The organism is Paraburkholderia sp. RL17-347-BIC-D, assembly GCF_046027915.1.
GTDB lineage: Bacteria > Pseudomonadota > Gammaproteobacteria > Burkholderiales > Burkholderiaceae > Paraburkholderia.
Window position 1 is genome coordinate 17,604 of the sequence record NZ_JARESS010000049.1, and the last position, 15,107, is coordinate 32,710.

Below are 15,107 nucleotides of genomic sequence, written 5' to 3' on the forward strand. Positions count from 1 at the left end.
TTCATATAAGGACAGATGGAGACTGGCCATGGTCCGCAACGCCCACGCGCAGAGCAGTTCTATGACCTTTTGATGTAAGCACTCCTACGGACTTCGTCCTAACTCGTCGGCTCCTCCTTACCGCGACGCAACCGGCGGGCGTGACGGAGTGAAGCTGGGCCAACTCAGGAAAAGATCGCTTCAATATCTGGCGACGCGTCTTTCACCTCCTCGAAGTTCAGTGTCGCTTCGATATGCTGCAGGTGTTCCAGCATGCACGCCGCAGCCTTTGCTTCGTCATGCGCTTCGATTGCATCGATTAGATCGCCGTGCTCGTGATGCGGGCACGCAGGGGCGTTGGGCTTGTCGTACAGCGTGATGACGAGGCACGTCAACGGCGCGAGTTCTCGCATCATACGCAAGAGGATTTCGTTGCCGATGATCTCCGCGATCAGCACATGAAACTCACCTGACAGCCGGATGATGGCGGGCCGGTCATTCTGCTTGCGCGCTTCGCTTTCCTGCCGCACATGCTTGCGTAACGCACGCACGTGCGCCGACGTCGCGGTGCGGCTCAGCAGTCTGGCCATTTCCGGCTCGATCATGCGCCGCGTGACAAATACATCTCGCGCCTGTCGGACGCTCGGGCTGGCGATGAAGGCTCCGCGATTCGGCACCAGTTCGACCAGCCCCTCATGGGCAAGCTTGTTGAGCACTTCGCGAATCTTGGTCCGGCTTACACCCGAGACTTCCGCGAGCCGCTCCTCAATCAATTTTGTACCGGGTGCAAGGCGATGCTCCAGCACCGCCTTCTGGATGCGGCCGTAGATTTCCTCGTTCGTAAACGGCGCCTTGGGTGCGGCAGTTTTACTGGCAGGCATGGAGGAGGCTCGGCTCAAAGGGTTTCTCGCAACGCGGAATGGATTGATGATAGAGCAATCACGAGCATTTTTGTACACAAAAATTCTATAAAGATCACGTATCCAAGCCATGCTTTAGCGGAGGAAACGATAACTTTTTTATGAATACAAATTTCATCCACGCTCATCGAGCCTGGCAAGCCGAAGACGTTTTTTGGGAGGCACGTTTTTTTGCCGTGTAGCGACCCTCGTTTGGTGCCAATGAATCGATCATGGTGCGCCAGCGCACCATCTTCATGCGAGTGTGCTTATCGTAATTTCCGCATGAATCATTGACGTTCATTACAGAGAAGGTGCTCAGGAAGCCGCCGTTTGCGCTATCGAAAGCGCATCCAACATTGCATACAATTTCATTTTTATTGCGTACAAAAGTGTCGATTTATGTTGGCATAAAGTTTGCGTCAGGAGAATCCAGCAAGCATCTTTTTCCGGCACGTTCCGCGCCGCTTTATACGCTGTCTTACCTTGCATGTTCTGTGACTTTCTCTGGAGAGAGCCTGATGTCCGAACGATTTTCGCGTCGCCAATTCCTCCAACGTGCCGGCGCGGGTGTAGCCCTGGTGTCGATTGGCCTGCCCCGTTTTGCGATGGCCGCCGGGCTCACGCTTGACGACATCAGGAAGGCAGGCACGCTGCGCATCGGCTGCGAAGCGACCTATCCGCCGCTGACCTATCGCGACGCGACCGGCACGATGATCGGCTACGACGTGGATCTCGCCAACGCGTTTTGCCGTAATCTCGGCGTCAAGGCGCAGTTCATCGACACGGTCTGGTCTGGCGTGATTCCGTCGCTCTATACGAAGAAGTTCGATCTGGTCATGAGCAGCCTGAGCTATACGGCCGAGCGCGAAAAGCACGTGGACTTCTCCGTACCTTATGTCGAAGCCTCGCAGGCGCTGCTGATTCGTGCGATGGATCAGAAGAGCGTCACCAGCCTCAACGGCATGAACGGCAAGGTGCTCGGACTCAAGCTCGGCTCACCGGGTCAGACGCTCGAACCGAAGCTCGATGCCCAGTTGAAAGCAGCGGGCGGCGAGGGTTTCAAGGAAGTGAAAACTTTCGACGACCATCCGGCCGCCTATATCGCGCTGGCAGAAGGCAAAGTGGACGGCGTGCTCAACACATTGCCGACGCTTGCGCTCGTCCTGAAGAATGCGCCAGGCAAATACGCCATCGTCAAGGGCATCGGCGCGGATAACTGGGCGGGCATCGCAGCACGTACGGATGACACCGCGCTGATCGGCTTTATCGACCAGCAACTGCACAAGTTCAAAGCAGACGGCACGTTGCATAAGCTACAGCAGAAGTGGTTTGGTTTCGACATGAACTTGCCGGATGCAATTCCGGCGCTGTCCTGAGAGCGCGGCGTCCATGGACTGGAGCATTATCGTCATGGCGTTGCCGATCCTCGCGGTCGGCCTGCTCGCCACGCTGAAGGTTTGCCTCGCGGCCATCGCGATTGGTATCGTGCTCGGCTTCGTGCTGGGTTTCGGCGCGCTCAGCCGCTTCAAGGCGGTTCGCATTGCCGTGCTGGCGTACGTCGATTTCGTGCGCGGCACACCGTTGCTGGTGCAGATCTTTCTCGTCTATTTCGCGCTGCCCGTCATCGGCATCAACTTCAATGAGTATTGGGCCGGCGTCATCGCGCTCAGCCTGAATGCAGGCGGTTTCATCTGCGAGATCGTGCGCGCCAGCATGCAGTCCGTCGATCGCGGCCAGACTGAAGCCGCGCAATCCATCGGCATGCGTCATGGCCAGATCGTTCTGCACGTGCTCTTTCCACAAGCGTGGCGGCGCATCCTGCCGCCGCTCACCAACGAACTGATCTCGCTGATCAAGGGTTCGGCGCTGCTGTCCGCAATCTCCGTGTATGAACTGACGCACGCCGGACAGGAAATCATCGCGACGTATTTTTCCCCGTTCGAAATTTTCATGCTGATCGCCCTGTACTACTACGCATTGATCTCGGCGTTGGCGTGGCTGTCGCGCTACCTCGAACGGCGGCTGCCGCAATACTGACTTCATGAACTCGAGCCCCAGCATGTCTTCCATCGTCACCGCCTCCGACCTGCCCGCGGCGACCTCCATGGACGCCGCCGCGCGCACCCATGAAAGCGGCGCTGCAACGCTTCTGTCGATTGAAGGGTTGCACAAGCGTTTCGGCGACAAGGTCATCCTGCCCTCCGTCTCGCTGGACATCGCACGCGGCGAGACGGTGGTGCTGATCGGCCCGTCGGGTTCAGGCAAGACCACGCTACTGCGCTGCATCAACTTTCTGGAGAAACCGGACGGTGGCACGATTCGGCTCGGCGGCCAGCGTATCGGGCTGTCGGAGCACGAGCGCGCGCTGCCCGAAGCCGAACTGGCGCGGCAACGCAGCCGCTTCGGTTTCGTGTTTCAGCGCTTCAACCTGTTCGCGCATCTGAGCGCGCTGGATAACGTCGCGGCCGGCCCACAGCGTGTATTGGGCCTCTCGCGCGATGCGGCCCGCGCTCGCGCACGCATTGCGTTGGAAAAAGTCCACCTCGCGCAGCACATCAGCAAGCGGCCCTCGCAACTCTCGGGCGGCCAGCAGCAACGCGTGGCGATTGCCCGCGCGCTCGCGATGGAGCCGCAGATGATCCTGTTCGACGAGCCGACCTCGGCGCTCGACCCGGAACTCGTCAACGAAGTGCTCGACGTGATGCGCGATCTCGCCGCAGCCCGGATGACGATGATGGTCGTGACACACGAAATGAGCTTCGCGCGCAACGTCGCGCATCGGGTCGTCTTCATGGATGCCGGCGCGATCGTCGAACAAGGCACGCCCGGCGACGTGTTCGGCCGTCCGCGCGAAGAGCGCACCCGGCGTTTCCTGCAGCACCTGCACATCTGAACTGAACCGGACCACCTGACTGATGACTGCCCCCCCTATCGAGCTTGACCTTGACCTGTTGCTGCTAGGCGCCACCGTCGTGACGATGGACCCGGCTCAACCACTGCTGGACGACGCGGCCATCGGCATACGCGGCAACCGTCTCACCTTCGTCGGCCGCGCACAGGATCTGCCGGTGGGCACACGCGTGCAGACGACGCGCCGGCTTGACGGACGCGTCATCGTGCCGGGCTATGTAAACGTGCATACCCACGCCATTCTGACGATGGTGCGCGGCGTCGCCGAAGATCTGGGCTTCGCGCCGGCCTACACGCCCGGAATTCCGCACGGCCATGACGTGCGCCCGGACGAAGCCATCGCGCTGGCGCGTCTCGGCGCACTCGAAGCGATGCTGTTCGGCTCCACGCTGATCAACGACACCTACGTCCATGCCGACCTGACGATGGACGCCATGGCCGATCTCGGCCTGCGTGTGTACTCATGCGGCCGCCTGCACGACGTCGATTTTTCCGGCGTCGCGGACGGGCGCTGGGAGTACCACGCCGCGACCGGCGAGCGCACGCTCAACGACGCGCTGGCGCTCGCTGACCGCTGGCATCGCAAGCACAACGGGCGCACCGGCGTCCAACTCGCCGTTCATGCGCCCGACACCTGCTCCGACGATTTTCTGCGTCTGATTGCCGACGCAGCACGCACGCATGATCTGGGCGTGACGACTCATCTCGCGCAAAGCCGTACCGAAGTTAGCGTGGTGAAGCAGCGTTCGGGCAAGAGCCCCGCGCAGTTGCTTGACGAGGTCGGACTACTCAACGAAAGGCTCGTGGCGGCGCACTGTCTGTATCTGGACGATGATGACATCGCCCGTGTCGGACGGGCTGGCATCACGGTGGCGCACATCCCCAAGGGCAACGCGACGGGTGGCACGATGGCGCCCACGCCGCGTTTGCGCAACGCCGGCGCACGCATTGCATTGGGCACCGACAACATGCACGCCGATATGACCGAGGTTATGCGCTGGGCGCTGGCGATTGCGCGCATCCAGTTGGGCGAAGTCGCTGCGGACTGGCAGCCCGCTGACGCGCTCGCCATGGCGACGCGCAACGGCGCGCAGGCCATGGGCCTCGGCGACGAACTCGGTTGCCTCAAGACGGGCTGGCTCGCAGACCTCGCCGTGTTCGATTTCCGGCGCGCGCATCTGACGCCGCATCCCAATCCATTGGGCACGCTCGTGCACACCGGCCTTGGGCGCGATGTCGAAATGGTCATCGTGGACGGAGAGATTGTGGTGGACGGCGGCGCCCCCACCCGCTGCGACGTCGACGCGGTCATCGCCGCTGGAAAGCACGCCGCCACGCAACTATGGAAAAGGGCTCGCGCATGAGCACCCCGCATAGTATCGATTCGCAGTCGACGCACGACACAGCGGGCGCCGGGAACGTCGCCCCGGCAGTGTCGCAAGCACGCGCCACGCAAACCGGTGCCGCCGTGCGGATGCGCGACATCCGGCATCGTTTCGGCGCCGTGCCGGTGATTGAAGAAGTCTCGCTCGATATTGCCGCAGGGGAGCTGGTTGCGTTGCTGGGCCCATCGGGCTGCGGCAAAAGTACCCTACTACGCATTCTCGCCGGTCTGCAGGTGCAGTCCGAGGGCGAAGTGCATATTGGCGGGCAATGCGTGGACGGCCTGGCGCCTCGCCAACGCGGCGTGGGCATCGTCTTCCAGAACTACGCGCTGTTTCCACACATGACGGTCGCCGCCAACGTCGCCTACGGTCTGGAAGCCAACGGCGTCGCGCGTCGTAATGCCGCTCGCAAGGCGCTGCAGATGCTCGAAATGGTGCGCATGGAAGCATTCGCGAAGCGCTATCCGCGCGAGTTGTCGGGCGGTCAGCAACAACGCGTGGCACTGGCCCGCACGCTCGCCGTCGAGCCGCGCATCCTGCTGCTCGACGAGCCTTTCGCTGCGCTCGACAAAAACCTGCGGCTCGATATGCAGATCGAAATCCGCCGTCTGCAGCGCGAACTGAGCATCACGACCGTGATGGTAACGCACGACCAGGAAGAGGCGATGAGCATGGCCGACCGGGTCGCGGTGCTCAATCACGGGCGGCTCGAACAATACGACTCGGCGGTCGCGATCTACGATCAGCCCGCAACCCCCTTCGTCGCCACCTTCGTCGGCACGGCGAATCTGCTGCCGGTCACCTTGCGCGTACACGGCAACCAGTGCCTGGCAAACTTCGACGGCGGCGCCGAGGTGGCCGTTGCCCAGCCCGGCCCGTGGCGCGACGCCGGCGCGGCGCTGCTCGCGGTTCGCCCCGAGCAGTGGGCGTGGCAGTTGCCGCGGCCCGGCGCCGGCGCGCGTCAGCTGCTGGCTACCGTGCAACTGGCGATGCCGATCGGTCCCACGCTGGTGGTCGATCTGCAGACCGATGCCGGACAGACCGTGAAGATTTCCGTGCCGCGCGCCGAAGGTGCCGACTTGCGCCCGGGCTTGCGCGTCGCGCTCGATTTCAAGCCGGGTGCGCGAGTACGCACGTTCAAGGCGGCGCAACACAGTACCGCAGGTGTCTAGCACGCGGTCCAGATCGCTCTGGCCCAACCTGCCGCCCGCTTCGTTATCGCCAGTTCATTCTGTTTAACTATCCATCCAGAGGTCCTATGTCGCTGATCGATCACCAACGTCGCAAGCTCCTGCACCTGATGGGGGCGGCCGGGGCCTTCGGCCTGTCGCTCGGCAGCCCGCTTGCCATGGCCGCAGCTGAATCCGTCGCCGCTACGACGTTTCCGGGCGCCTGGGAAGAGTCACAACGCAAGATCCTCTTGCCTGCGTTCCGCAAGGCCACCAACATGAGCGCGGTGCTCACCGCCTCGCAGGCAGTCGACACGCTGACCAAGCTGGTGGCCGCGCGTAACAACCCGCCGTTCGACGTAGTCATGATGGACGAAGGGCCTTACCTGCAGGGCATCGCGCAAGGCGTGTTCGAACCCATTCCGGCAGCCCGCGTGCCGAACCTCGCGAATCTGCCTGCGCACTTCGTGGATCCGAAGGGTCTGGGCGCTTACGTCTCCGCGCAGGTCTATGGCATTGCTTACAACACTGAGCGCGTGAAGACCACGCCGAAATCCTGGAACGATCTGCTCAAACCGGAATTCAAGGGCCGCGTCGGCCTGGTGAGTCTCGACTCCACCCTGGGCACGGTATGGATGGTGGCGCTCGCCAAAATGCTGGGCGGCGACGAAGATCACATGGAACCGGCGTTCGACTACATCAAGCGTCTGATGCCGAACGTCGCCGCGGTTGCCGCCAATCCGGGCGCACTCGGCACACTGTTCCAGCAAGGTCAGGTGGATATTGCCTGCCATTACATCAACAACGTGGAATCGCTCAAGGCAAAAGGCGTACCGGTGGCGCTCGCGCGCCCCGAGAGCAACTGGGGCATGGTGCGCAGCACGATGAATATCGTGAAGAACACCCGGGCGGCGGATCTCGCCGCCGCGTATATCAACACCGCGTTGAGCGTCGAAGTGCAGCAGCAGATGACGAGCGCGCCCTACTACGTGGCACCGACCAACACGAAGGTGCCGTTCGGTGCGGCGCTCGCCGCTGTCGCTCGTAACGCCAATGACTTGACGTCGTTCGTGCAGGTCGACTGGGCACGTATCAATCCGCGCCGGGCGGAATACATTGACCGCTTCAACCGTCTGGTCAAGGTCTGACGCATGACGAACGCGAACCACCGGATTCCCCACGACTGGCTGCTCGTACTGCCGCTGGGCCTGTTCTTCATCGCGTTTGTGGGCGTGCCGCTCTTGCTGGTCACGCTGATCAGCCTGCACAACGACACGAACATGACGCATGTCGGCATTCGCCAATACCTGGTGTTCTTTGGCGACAGCTATAACCGCGGCATCCTCTGGCAAACGCTCTGGCTAGGCGTGGCGACCACACTGGTGACGATCGTGCTCGGCTATCCGGTTGCGCATCTGTACGTGGTGAGCCCGCCGCGCTGGCGGCGTGTGCTGATCGTGCTGATCCTGCTGCCGCTTCTGACCAGTTCGGTGGTGCGCACGTTTGCGTGGGTCGTGATTCTCGGCAATGAAGGGCTGGTCAACGCGCTTCTGATAGCGCTCGGACACACGGGCCAGCCGGTCAAGCTCCTGTACACGCCGCTGGCGGTGATTCTCTCGCTTGCGCAGATCGAATTGCCATTGATGGTGTTGCCGCTCGCCACCACGCTCGCTTCACTCGATACGCGCTTGCCCGAGGCGTCGCATGCGCTGGGCGCCAGCAGCTGGCGCACGTGGTGGAAGATCACCGTGCCGCTTGCGATGCCGGGTTTGCTCAGCGGAACCTTGCTGGTGTTTACCGGCGCGGTCAGCGCGTTCGTGGTTCAAACCCTAGTGGGCGGCGGCCAGTTGATGTACATGCCGTTCTACATCTACGAACAGGCCATCCAGACTCAGAACTATCCGTTTGCCGCGACGCTTGCCGTGATTCTGCTGGTGAGCGTGCTGCTCGTGGTGACCCTGCTCAATTATTTCGGCCGCAAGACCAGAGGGTTTGTCCATGGCTAGATCCACGCTTGCCACACCGGCCATCATGCCGGCGCGTCGCACCCAACCGGGTCGCCTGTCTTTCAATGCGGTGATGGGCCTGATGGGCGGTATCGGTCTACTGATGCTGATCGGGCCCACGTTGATCGTGCTGGTGACGTCGCTCACGTCGGGCTACTCGCTGAAGTTTCCGCCGCCGGGGCTGTCATTGCGCTGGTATCAGGCGCTGATCTTCGATTCGCCGGAGATCATCGACGACCTGCTGTTGAGTCTGAAGCTCGCTGCCGCCGCGACCGCCTGCGCGACCGTGCTGGCGGTCGCCGCCGCGGTGACGCTCGCGCGCCGCCGCAGCTTCGCCGCGCGACTGCTCGATTCGTTTTTCATGGCGCCGCTGACCATTCCGTCGCTCGCGCTGGGATTGGGTATCCTGATCCTGTTCAACCTCGAAAGCGCGGGGCTCTCGTTCTACAGTCTGCTCGCCGGACATATCGTGCTGTGCGCACCGTACGTGCTGTACACAACCTCGGCCAGTTATGCACAGCTCGATCCTGCGCTGCTGGACAGTTCAACATGCCTCGGCGCGGGCGGCTGGTTCACCTTCCGCCGCGTGGTATTGCCGGCGCTGGTGCCGGGCATTGCGTCGGGGGCGTTCATTGCGTTTATGAATTCGTTCGATAACGTTGCGCTGTCGCTGTTCCTGTCCGATGCGCGTTCCGAAGTGTTGCCCATCCACCTGTGGCATATCATCGAGGACAGCCTCGACGTGCGGGCGGCCGCGGCCTCGGGCGTGCTGATTATCGCCACCTTGATTTCCATGCTGCTGATGGAACGGCTTGCCGGCTTGTCGCGGCAGTTTCGCTAGCCGCCACAGTCCACACCGTCCTTCGATGAGGCAAAAAACGTGCGCAAGATACTCTCCAATGTCAGGGCATTACACGGCACCGAACAGCGTTATGAGCCGAGGCGCGTCGACGTCGTGATCGAAGGCGAGCGCATCGCCGCCATCGTGCCAGGCGGCAGCGCGACCGACGGCGAATGCATAGCGCTCGACGACTGCCTGCTGGTGCCGGGGCTCATCAACGGCCATCAACATTCACACGAGCATTTTCACAAGGGACGGCTCGAAAACCTGCCGCTCGAGTTGTGGATGCACTACGTGCGCGCGCCTCGCCCCGTGAAGCTGACGCCGCGCCAGATCTATCTGCGAACCTTGATTGGCGCACTCGAATCGCTGCGCAGCGGCGCAACCACGCTCGTCGACGACGTGAGCCTCGGTCAGGCCATTGACCCCGCCGCCGTCGACGCTATCTTCCAGGCCTACGGGGACGCGGGAATCCGCGCGCTCGTCGGGTTCTCGATGATGGATCGCGCGATCGTCGATAACTTCCCGCAGGTCGACAGCATTTTCCCGCCCGCGCTGCTTGCGCAACTGCGTGCGCAGCCACGGCCCTCTCCCGATGCGTTCTTCGCGCTGCTCGAAAGCGAGTTGGCGGATCACCATCCCCAGCATGACCGGGTGAGCATACTCATCGCCCCTTCCGCACCGCAGCGCTGCACGCCAGAATTTCTCGCGCGTTGCCGCGAATTCGCCGACACGCATGACCTGCCAGTCATCACCCACGTTCAGGAAACCCGCTTGCAGGTGGTAACGGCGCAAGCCTTCTACGGCAAGTCCATGGTGATGCGCCTTGCCGAACTGGGATTTCTGCGGCCAGGCACGTCGCTGATCCACGCGGTCTGGTTGTCGGATGCGGAGATCGCGTGTCTGGCTCAATCGGGTGCGAGCGTGCAGCACAATCCATGGAGCAATCTGATGCTCGGCTCGGGCATTCAACCTGTGCGAGCGCTGCTCGATGCTGGCGTCAACGTGAGTCTCGGCTCCGACGGCTGCGCGTCGACGGTCACCGTCAATATGCTCAACGTACTCGGCAGCGCCGCAGCTGTGTCGAAGATCCGCGGCGACGATTATTCGCGCTGGTTGTCCGCAACTGAAGCGCTGCATGCAGGGACGATTGGCGGTGCGACGGCGCTCGGACTAGGCAGCGAGCTAGGTGCAATCGAGCCGGGATATAGAGCCGACCTGGTCGCTTACCGGACTGACGCGATCAGCTTCACGCCGTTAGCCGATCCGGTACGGCAACTGGTGTATGCCGAGCGCGGCGCCGCGATCGATAGTGTGTTTGTCGCGGGCGAAACAGTCATGCGGAACGGCCGACTCACGTGCGTCGATGAAGGCGCGCTGCTGCGGGAGATCAACGCCGCTTATCAGGCACTCGGCGCGGAGTTCGACCTCGCGGATGAATCCGTCGCGCCGCTGCGCGCGGAGATGGAGAAGGTCTACGCGCGCGCCCAGGCACTGCAGGCCAACTGGCAACCTCATCCAGCGAAGCTGCCCGGTTGACGGTGCGCTTGCGGTTGGCGGAGTGCCTGTTCATGGATCGCGGCGCGATTCTCGAGGCAGCCGATCCGCAAAAGGGATCCCACTTTCACCGCATAACTGCGCGCCCCATGTGACCGGCTCGTAGCGCGCACCCTTGCCGCTGCGCGTTGGGGGAAAATGCTCGCCTTCGACACACGTCACTTGGAAGCCGGAGCCGCCGTCGCCTTCTTTCACCACCTCGTAGATCCCAGACGTCTGAACCTTCTCGCCGGGTTTGTGCTGTTCGGCCATGTCACGCTCCTTCGGTTGATCTGTCTTGCGACATGCAAGCACTGTTCCTGCCCCGCTATTAGCAGCGTAGGTCAGCGAAGCGCGCCGCGAATGCTCACGCGAGGCCCGCACCCCGAGTCGGCGTCGTTCCAAGCTATGAACACCACTATGATTCGAAAATGTCATTCGAGGCATGGAATTTCTGTAACAGCTTGAATGGCGGGTGTGGCCGAGGAGCCATCGACAGGCACGTGTCCTTGAATGGCCGCGATCTTGAAGCTGCCATTAAAGTCATGGCGGATCGAAGGGCCGATGTGGGTTTTGCCTAGCCTTCCGTCACCGTCAGCACGGGCGGATCGGTCACGATCGACTTGAGTTCGCTTACCGTATACGAGAGCGCGCGAAGATCGGGGAGCGGACGGTTCAGTACCGCGTCATTGCGCAGCGCGGTTTCAAGCGACTCGGCCATGTCAAGCAGCCGCGCGTCGCCGCGAAACGGACCGACGAGTTGCAGGCCGAATGGCATGCCCGCGTGATCGGTACCACAAGGTAGCGACAGGGCCGGGTTCGTGAGCAGCGTGACGACATAGGTGAGCGCGACCCAGCGGTAATAATTGTCGAGCGGGCGGCCATTGACCTCGGCGAGATGCCACTGGGACCAGGGAAACGGTGAGATCGACGAGGTAGGCGAGACTATCAGGTCGTAGTCGTCGAACTTCGCCTGGAAGCGACGGAAAATCTTCGTCTGCTCCGCATGCGCCCACACTGCGTCGCGAAGCGACATCGCCTGCGCCATTTCGTAGTTGGCGCGCGTGTTCGGGCCGAGCAGAGATGGGTCGCGCTCGTAGGTCTCCCTGAAACTGGCGAGGAAGTTCTGCGCGCGGATCACGTCGAAAGTGCGGTCGGCCTCGCCCATGTCGAGATCCACCGGCTCGCACAGCTTGACGTAGCCTGCGATCGCCGCCATCTTCGCGCGGAGGGTCGCGCGCGTCGCATTGTCGACAGCGCACACGCCGAAGTCTTCCGTATAGCCGATACGCAGTTCGCTGACGTCGAGCGGCGCGCCATGCCCGAACGCTGCCCCGGTGATGGGATACCCGAGCGGATCGGTGTGATGCAAGCCGGCCTGGGCGGCCAGTTGCAGCCGGGTGTCCGCGACGGTGCGCCCCATCGGACCACTCACGTCAATCGGCGTCCAACCGAGCACCTTGCGGTCGATCGGCACGAGTCCCGGCGAGGGCCGGAACCCGACCACGCCGCAAAGCGCCGCGGGAATACGCAGCGAGCCGCCCGTATCCGTGCCCGTGCAGAGCGGTAGCATGCTGGTGGCGAGCGCGGCGGCCGAGCCGCCCGAAGAGCCGCCAGCGTTCAACAACGGATTGAACGGATTGCCGGTAGCGCCCCAGACCACATTGCGCGTGTTGGCTCCCGCGCCCATCTCGGGTGTGTTGGTCTTGGCGGTCACGATAGCGCCCGCGGCGCGCAGGCGAGCCACGAAGGCGTTATCGCGCGCCGGCACGTTGGCGCGAAAAAGCGGCGAACCGTAGGTGGTTAAAAGGCCTGCCGTTTCCTCCAGATCCTTGACACCGAGCGGCAACCCGTGCAACGGGCCGAGCGGCTCGCCGCGCGCAACGGCCGACTCCGCGCGCCGCGCTTCCTCGCGCGCGCGCTCGAAGCAGGTCGCCGCCACGGCGTTGACGGCCGGGTTGATCGCCTCGATCTGAGCGATGCAGGCGTCGAGCAGTTCGACCGGGGAAAGCTCGCGGCGCCCGATGAGTTCACGGGCTGTCACCGCCGACAGGGAAACCAGCGAATTGTCCATATCTTGTGTGTTCCTGGAATAAGCGTTGGCTTGGCTGGGCGTCCCGTTCACGGCGACAGGAACGGCCTACGCGATGCGACCAACCGGTTGGCCCTACCTGCGCCCACAAGCGAGCGCACGCCAGGCGCCCCGCCTGGGTCGCTTCAGCCGTGGGCGACCTCCGTCGGCGCCCACTGGGCGACACAGGCGACGATCGCGTTGCGCGTGTTTTCGAGGTGTATCCGGCTCTGCTCGCGCACGGACAGCGCATCGCCCGCCCGGAAGGCGTCCAACAACTGCGCGTGCTCGCGGTTATTACTCTCCATGAGGTCTTGCTTGATGTGCATCGCCAGCGACACATAGGGACGAGCGACACCCGAGAGGTTTTCGACGATCTCGAACAGGCGTGTTTTCTCCTGACTCCCTATCAGGTGCCGGTGGAATTCCACGTTGAGCAAAGCCCATTTTTCGGACGACGGGGTCGCGCTCATGGTTGCGTGACACACAGTGGCCGCCGCGAGATCGGCGGGCGCGAGTTGCCGGCAGGCCCGCTCCGCGAGCATGGGCTCGAGCAGCATGCGCAGTTCATAAATCTCGCTCACGTCTTCCGCAGTGAGGCCGCGTATGACGACGCCCCGGTTCGGGTCGATCGACACCAACCCCTCGGCACGCAGATCGCGAAACGCCTCGCGCACGGGTGTCGTGCTGACTTCCAGGCGCTTGGCCACCTCTTCCTGTCTGAGTCGGGTATTCGGCGGATACACTCCCTTCAGGATCTCCGCCCTCAATGTTCCGAGGACGTATTCCTGGATGGTTCGATAGGGCCTGCTCAACGTATCCTCCTTTTGCCGCGTCGCCGTGTTAGTGCATGCCGCGCACTATAACCGACACTGGCGCGCTCGCGGCCCCTCAGGCGGATGCCACTTCGGGATACCCGGCCGATACGGACGAGGCTGGCCATTGCGCCTGCAGCTGGCTTTCGACCCAGGCCGCGATCTGCAGCGTGCGCAGATCCGCCCCGAACTCGCCGACCACCTGGAACGCAAGCGGCAAACCATTTGCGGTGCGGCCCGACGGCACAGTCACGGCTGGGCTGCCTGTAAGGCTCCATGGTGCGCAGAAGATCCCGTCGCCTGTGTCCGAGAGCCCTGCGGGCGCCTCGCCGGGCGCCGACAGGGTCACGAGCGCGTCGCATCCGGCGAGCAGCGGCTTCGATTCGCGACGCAACCGCGCCTGCAGCGCAATGGCAGCCTCGTACTCAGCGGCAGGCGTTGCCGCGCCCGCCGCGATCAGCGTATGCATGTGCTCACTGACGAGCTCAGGATGCCTGGCGGCGGTGGGGCCGATCGTGCGCTGCGCCTCGACGCACGCAATGACCTGCACCGCGTCGACCATAGCCTGCATATCCGCGCCGTATTCAAGCTCGACGAGCGTGGCGCCGGCGGCGCGCAGACGCTCGAGCGAGGTTTCGAAGTTCTCCTTCTGCGCCGGCTGCACCCGGTCCCAGAAGGGCGTGTGTAACACGCCCAGCTGGGCTGGAGGATTGGCTGGAAACCATGCAGCCCATGTATCGAGGCTCGCCAACACCTCCGGCCGGTGCTCGACGAAGAGTGCATGCGCGAGCGCCACACCCTCCACCGTCTGCGCGAAAAAGCCGACGTGATCGAGCGAGCCGGACAGCGGATGCACACCGTCGCGGGACACCTTGCCGAAACTGGGCTTGTAGCCGACGACTCCGCAATAAGCGGCCGGCCGGATGACCGAGCCGACGGTCTGCGTACCGAGTGCAAGCGGCACTATGCCGGCGGCCACGGCGGCCGCTGAGCCGCTCGACGACCCGCCCGGCGTGTGCAGTCGGTTCCACGGATTGACCGTGGGTCCTGGCTCACGCCAGGCGAACTCGGTCGTCACCGTCTTCCCGAAGATCACCCCGCCCGCCTGTCGGATGGACTCGACGATACGCGCGTCCGCCGAAGGCTGGTGTCCGCGATAGACCGGCGACCCGTAGGCGGTCGGCATGTCGCGTGTATCGATCAGATCCTTGATACCGACCGGCAGGCCGGCGAGCGGTCCGTTGACTGCGGCATCCACGTCATAGGTGTCGGCTCGCGATGTGAACGCGCGGAGCCAGGGCTCGAGCTCGTTAGCACGCGCCTTTGCGGCCGAGAGCCGCGCGCGGGCAGCTTGGGCGTCGCCGCGGCTGGCAAGGAGGGTATTCAGCAACGATTGTTTTTGCATTCTGGTGATAGCTTTACTGTTGATTGCGCGAATTGCGCGAGGAATCCGGATCGATTCGAGCGGGCGCCGGCTTTGCGCGAGCGCCCTC

General features: G+C 63.2%; 14 protein-coding genes. 9 read left to right on the forward strand and 5 right to left on the reverse strand.

All coding sequences use genetic code 11. The annotated features are described in order from the left end of the window. Positions 1-164 precede the first annotated feature (164 nt). Positions 165-971: a GntR family transcriptional regulator gene (locus P0D96_RS38335; protein WP_408318987.1), complete on the reverse strand. Its 807-nt coding sequence runs from the start codon at positions 969-971 to the stop codon at positions 165-167. A 428-nt stretch (positions 972-1,399) separates the two neighbouring features. On the opposite strand from P0D96_RS38335, the gene P0D96_RS38340 reads away from it, so the two are divergent. The 9 genes from P0D96_RS38340 to P0D96_RS38380 all read left to right on the forward strand — a co-directional run bounded on the left by P0D96_RS38340 (position 1,400) and on the right by P0D96_RS38380 (position 10,731). Further along, a complete protein-coding gene (locus P0D96_RS38340; RefSeq protein WP_408318989.1) occupies positions 1,400-2,257 on the forward strand; it encodes a transporter substrate-binding domain-containing protein in 858 nt (285 codons plus the stop codon). Between the two features lie 13 nt (positions 2,258-2,270). After that, positions 2,271-2,918: an amino acid ABC transporter permease gene (locus tag P0D96_RS38345; RefSeq protein ID WP_408182492.1), complete on the forward strand. Its 648-nt coding sequence runs from the start codon at positions 2,271-2,273 to the stop codon at positions 2,916-2,918. Positions 2,919-2,940: 22 nt separating this feature from the next. Further along, positions 2,941-3,774: an amino acid ABC transporter ATP-binding protein gene (locus P0D96_RS38350; RefSeq protein ID WP_408318992.1), complete on the forward strand. Its 834-nt coding sequence runs from the start codon at positions 2,941-2,943 to the stop codon at positions 3,772-3,774. Positions 3,775-3,796: 22 nt separating this feature from the next. After that, a complete protein-coding gene (locus P0D96_RS38355; RefSeq protein WP_408318994.1) occupies positions 3,797-5,155 on the forward strand; it encodes an amidohydrolase family protein in 1,359 nt (452 codons plus the stop codon). Continuing rightward, complete coding sequence (locus P0D96_RS38360) at positions 5,152-6,348, forward strand: ABC transporter ATP-binding protein (RefSeq protein WP_408318996.1); 1,197 nt, start codon at positions 5,152-5,154, stop codon at positions 6,346-6,348. Before P0D96_RS38355 ends, P0D96_RS38360 begins: the two co-directional genes overlap by 4 nt. An 86-nt stretch (positions 6,349-6,434) precedes the next feature. Continuing rightward, the gene (locus P0D96_RS38365) at positions 6,435-7,493 is read left to right on the forward strand and encodes an ABC transporter substrate-binding protein (protein WP_408318998.1); all 1,059 of its coding nucleotides are present in this window, start codon (positions 6,435-6,437) and stop codon (positions 7,491-7,493) included. 3 nt (positions 7,494-7,496) lie between these two features. Then, positions 7,497-8,351: an ABC transporter permease gene (locus P0D96_RS38370; RefSeq protein ID WP_408319000.1), complete on the forward strand. Its 855-nt coding sequence runs from the start codon at positions 7,497-7,499 to the stop codon at positions 8,349-8,351. Next, entirely contained in the window at positions 8,344-9,192 is an 849-nt protein-coding gene (locus P0D96_RS38375; protein WP_408319002.1) for an ABC transporter permease, read from the forward strand. Before P0D96_RS38370 ends, P0D96_RS38375 begins: the two co-directional genes overlap by 8 nt. A 39-nt stretch (positions 9,193-9,231) precedes the next feature. Beyond that, positions 9,232-10,731, forward strand: coding sequence for an amidohydrolase family protein (locus tag P0D96_RS38380; RefSeq protein ID WP_408319004.1), 1,500 nt, complete (start codon positions 9,232-9,234; stop codon positions 10,729-10,731). Positions 10,732-10,761: 30 nt separating this feature from the next. Here P0D96_RS38380 and P0D96_RS38385 read toward each other — a convergent pair whose 3' ends face one another. The 4 genes from P0D96_RS38385 to P0D96_RS38400 all read right to left on the reverse strand — a co-directional run bounded on the left by P0D96_RS38385 (position 10,762) and on the right by P0D96_RS38400 (position 15,019). Next, positions 10,762-11,001, reverse strand: coding sequence for a hypothetical protein (locus P0D96_RS38385; protein WP_408182476.1), 240 nt, complete (start codon positions 10,999-11,001; stop codon positions 10,762-10,764). A 304-nt stretch (positions 11,002-11,305) separates the two neighbouring features. Next, entirely contained in the window at positions 11,306-12,802 is a 1,497-nt protein-coding gene (locus P0D96_RS38390; RefSeq protein ID WP_408319007.1) for an amidase, read from the reverse strand. A gap of 143 nt (positions 12,803-12,945) precedes the next feature. Further along, positions 12,946-13,614 carry a GntR family transcriptional regulator gene (locus P0D96_RS38395; protein WP_408319010.1) on the reverse strand — a complete coding sequence of 223 codons (669 nt, stop codon included), beginning with the start codon at positions 13,612-13,614 and terminating at the stop codon, positions 12,946-12,948. Between the two features lie 76 nt (positions 13,615-13,690). Next, positions 13,691-15,019 (reverse strand): amidase, encoded by a 1,329-nt coding sequence (locus P0D96_RS38400; RefSeq protein WP_408319012.1) that lies wholly within the window; start codon positions 15,017-15,019, stop codon positions 13,691-13,693. Between the last annotated feature and the right edge of the window lie 88 nt (positions 15,020-15,107).

What these genes read in the sequence shown, in the direction of transcription:
- P0D96_RS38335 (WP_408318987.1), bottom strand. Translation starts at nt 971, where the DNA reads ATGGCTTGGATACGTGATCTTTATAGAATTTTTGTGTACAAAAATGCT.
- P0D96_RS38340 (WP_408318989.1), top strand. Translation starts at nt 1,400, where the DNA reads ATGTCCGAACGATTTTCGCGTCGCCAATTCCTCCAACGTGCCGGCGCG.
- P0D96_RS38345 (WP_408182492.1), top strand. Translation starts at nt 2,271, where the DNA reads ATGGACTGGAGCATTATCGTCATGGCGTTGCCGATCCTCGCGGTCGGC.
- P0D96_RS38350 (WP_408318992.1), top strand. Translation starts at nt 2,941, where the DNA reads ATGTCTTCCATCGTCACCGCCTCCGACCTGCCCGCGGCGACCTCCATG.
- P0D96_RS38355 (WP_408318994.1), top strand. Translation starts at nt 3,797, where the DNA reads ATGACTGCCCCCCCTATCGAGCTTGACCTTGACCTGTTGCTGCTAGGC.
- P0D96_RS38360 (WP_408318996.1), top strand. Translation starts at nt 5,152, where the DNA reads ATGAGCACCCCGCATAGTATCGATTCGCAGTCGACGCACGACACAGCG.
- P0D96_RS38365 (WP_408318998.1), top strand. Translation starts at nt 6,435, where the DNA reads ATGTCGCTGATCGATCACCAACGTCGCAAGCTCCTGCACCTGATGGGG.
- P0D96_RS38370 (WP_408319000.1), top strand. Translation starts at nt 7,497, where the DNA reads ATGACGAACGCGAACCACCGGATTCCCCACGACTGGCTGCTCGTACTG.
- P0D96_RS38375 (WP_408319002.1), top strand. Translation starts at nt 8,344, where the DNA reads ATGGCTAGATCCACGCTTGCCACACCGGCCATCATGCCGGCGCGTCGC.
- P0D96_RS38385 (WP_408182476.1), bottom strand. Translation starts at nt 11,001, where the DNA reads ATGGCCGAACAGCACAAACCCGGCGAGAAGGTTCAGACGTCTGGGATC.
- P0D96_RS38390 (WP_408319007.1), bottom strand. Translation starts at nt 12,802, where the DNA reads ATGGACAATTCGCTGGTTTCCCTGTCGGCGGTGACAGCCCGTGAACTC.
- P0D96_RS38400 (WP_408319012.1), bottom strand. Translation starts at nt 15,019, where the DNA reads ATGCAAAAACAATCGTTGCTGAATACCCTCCTTGCCAGCCGCGGCGAC.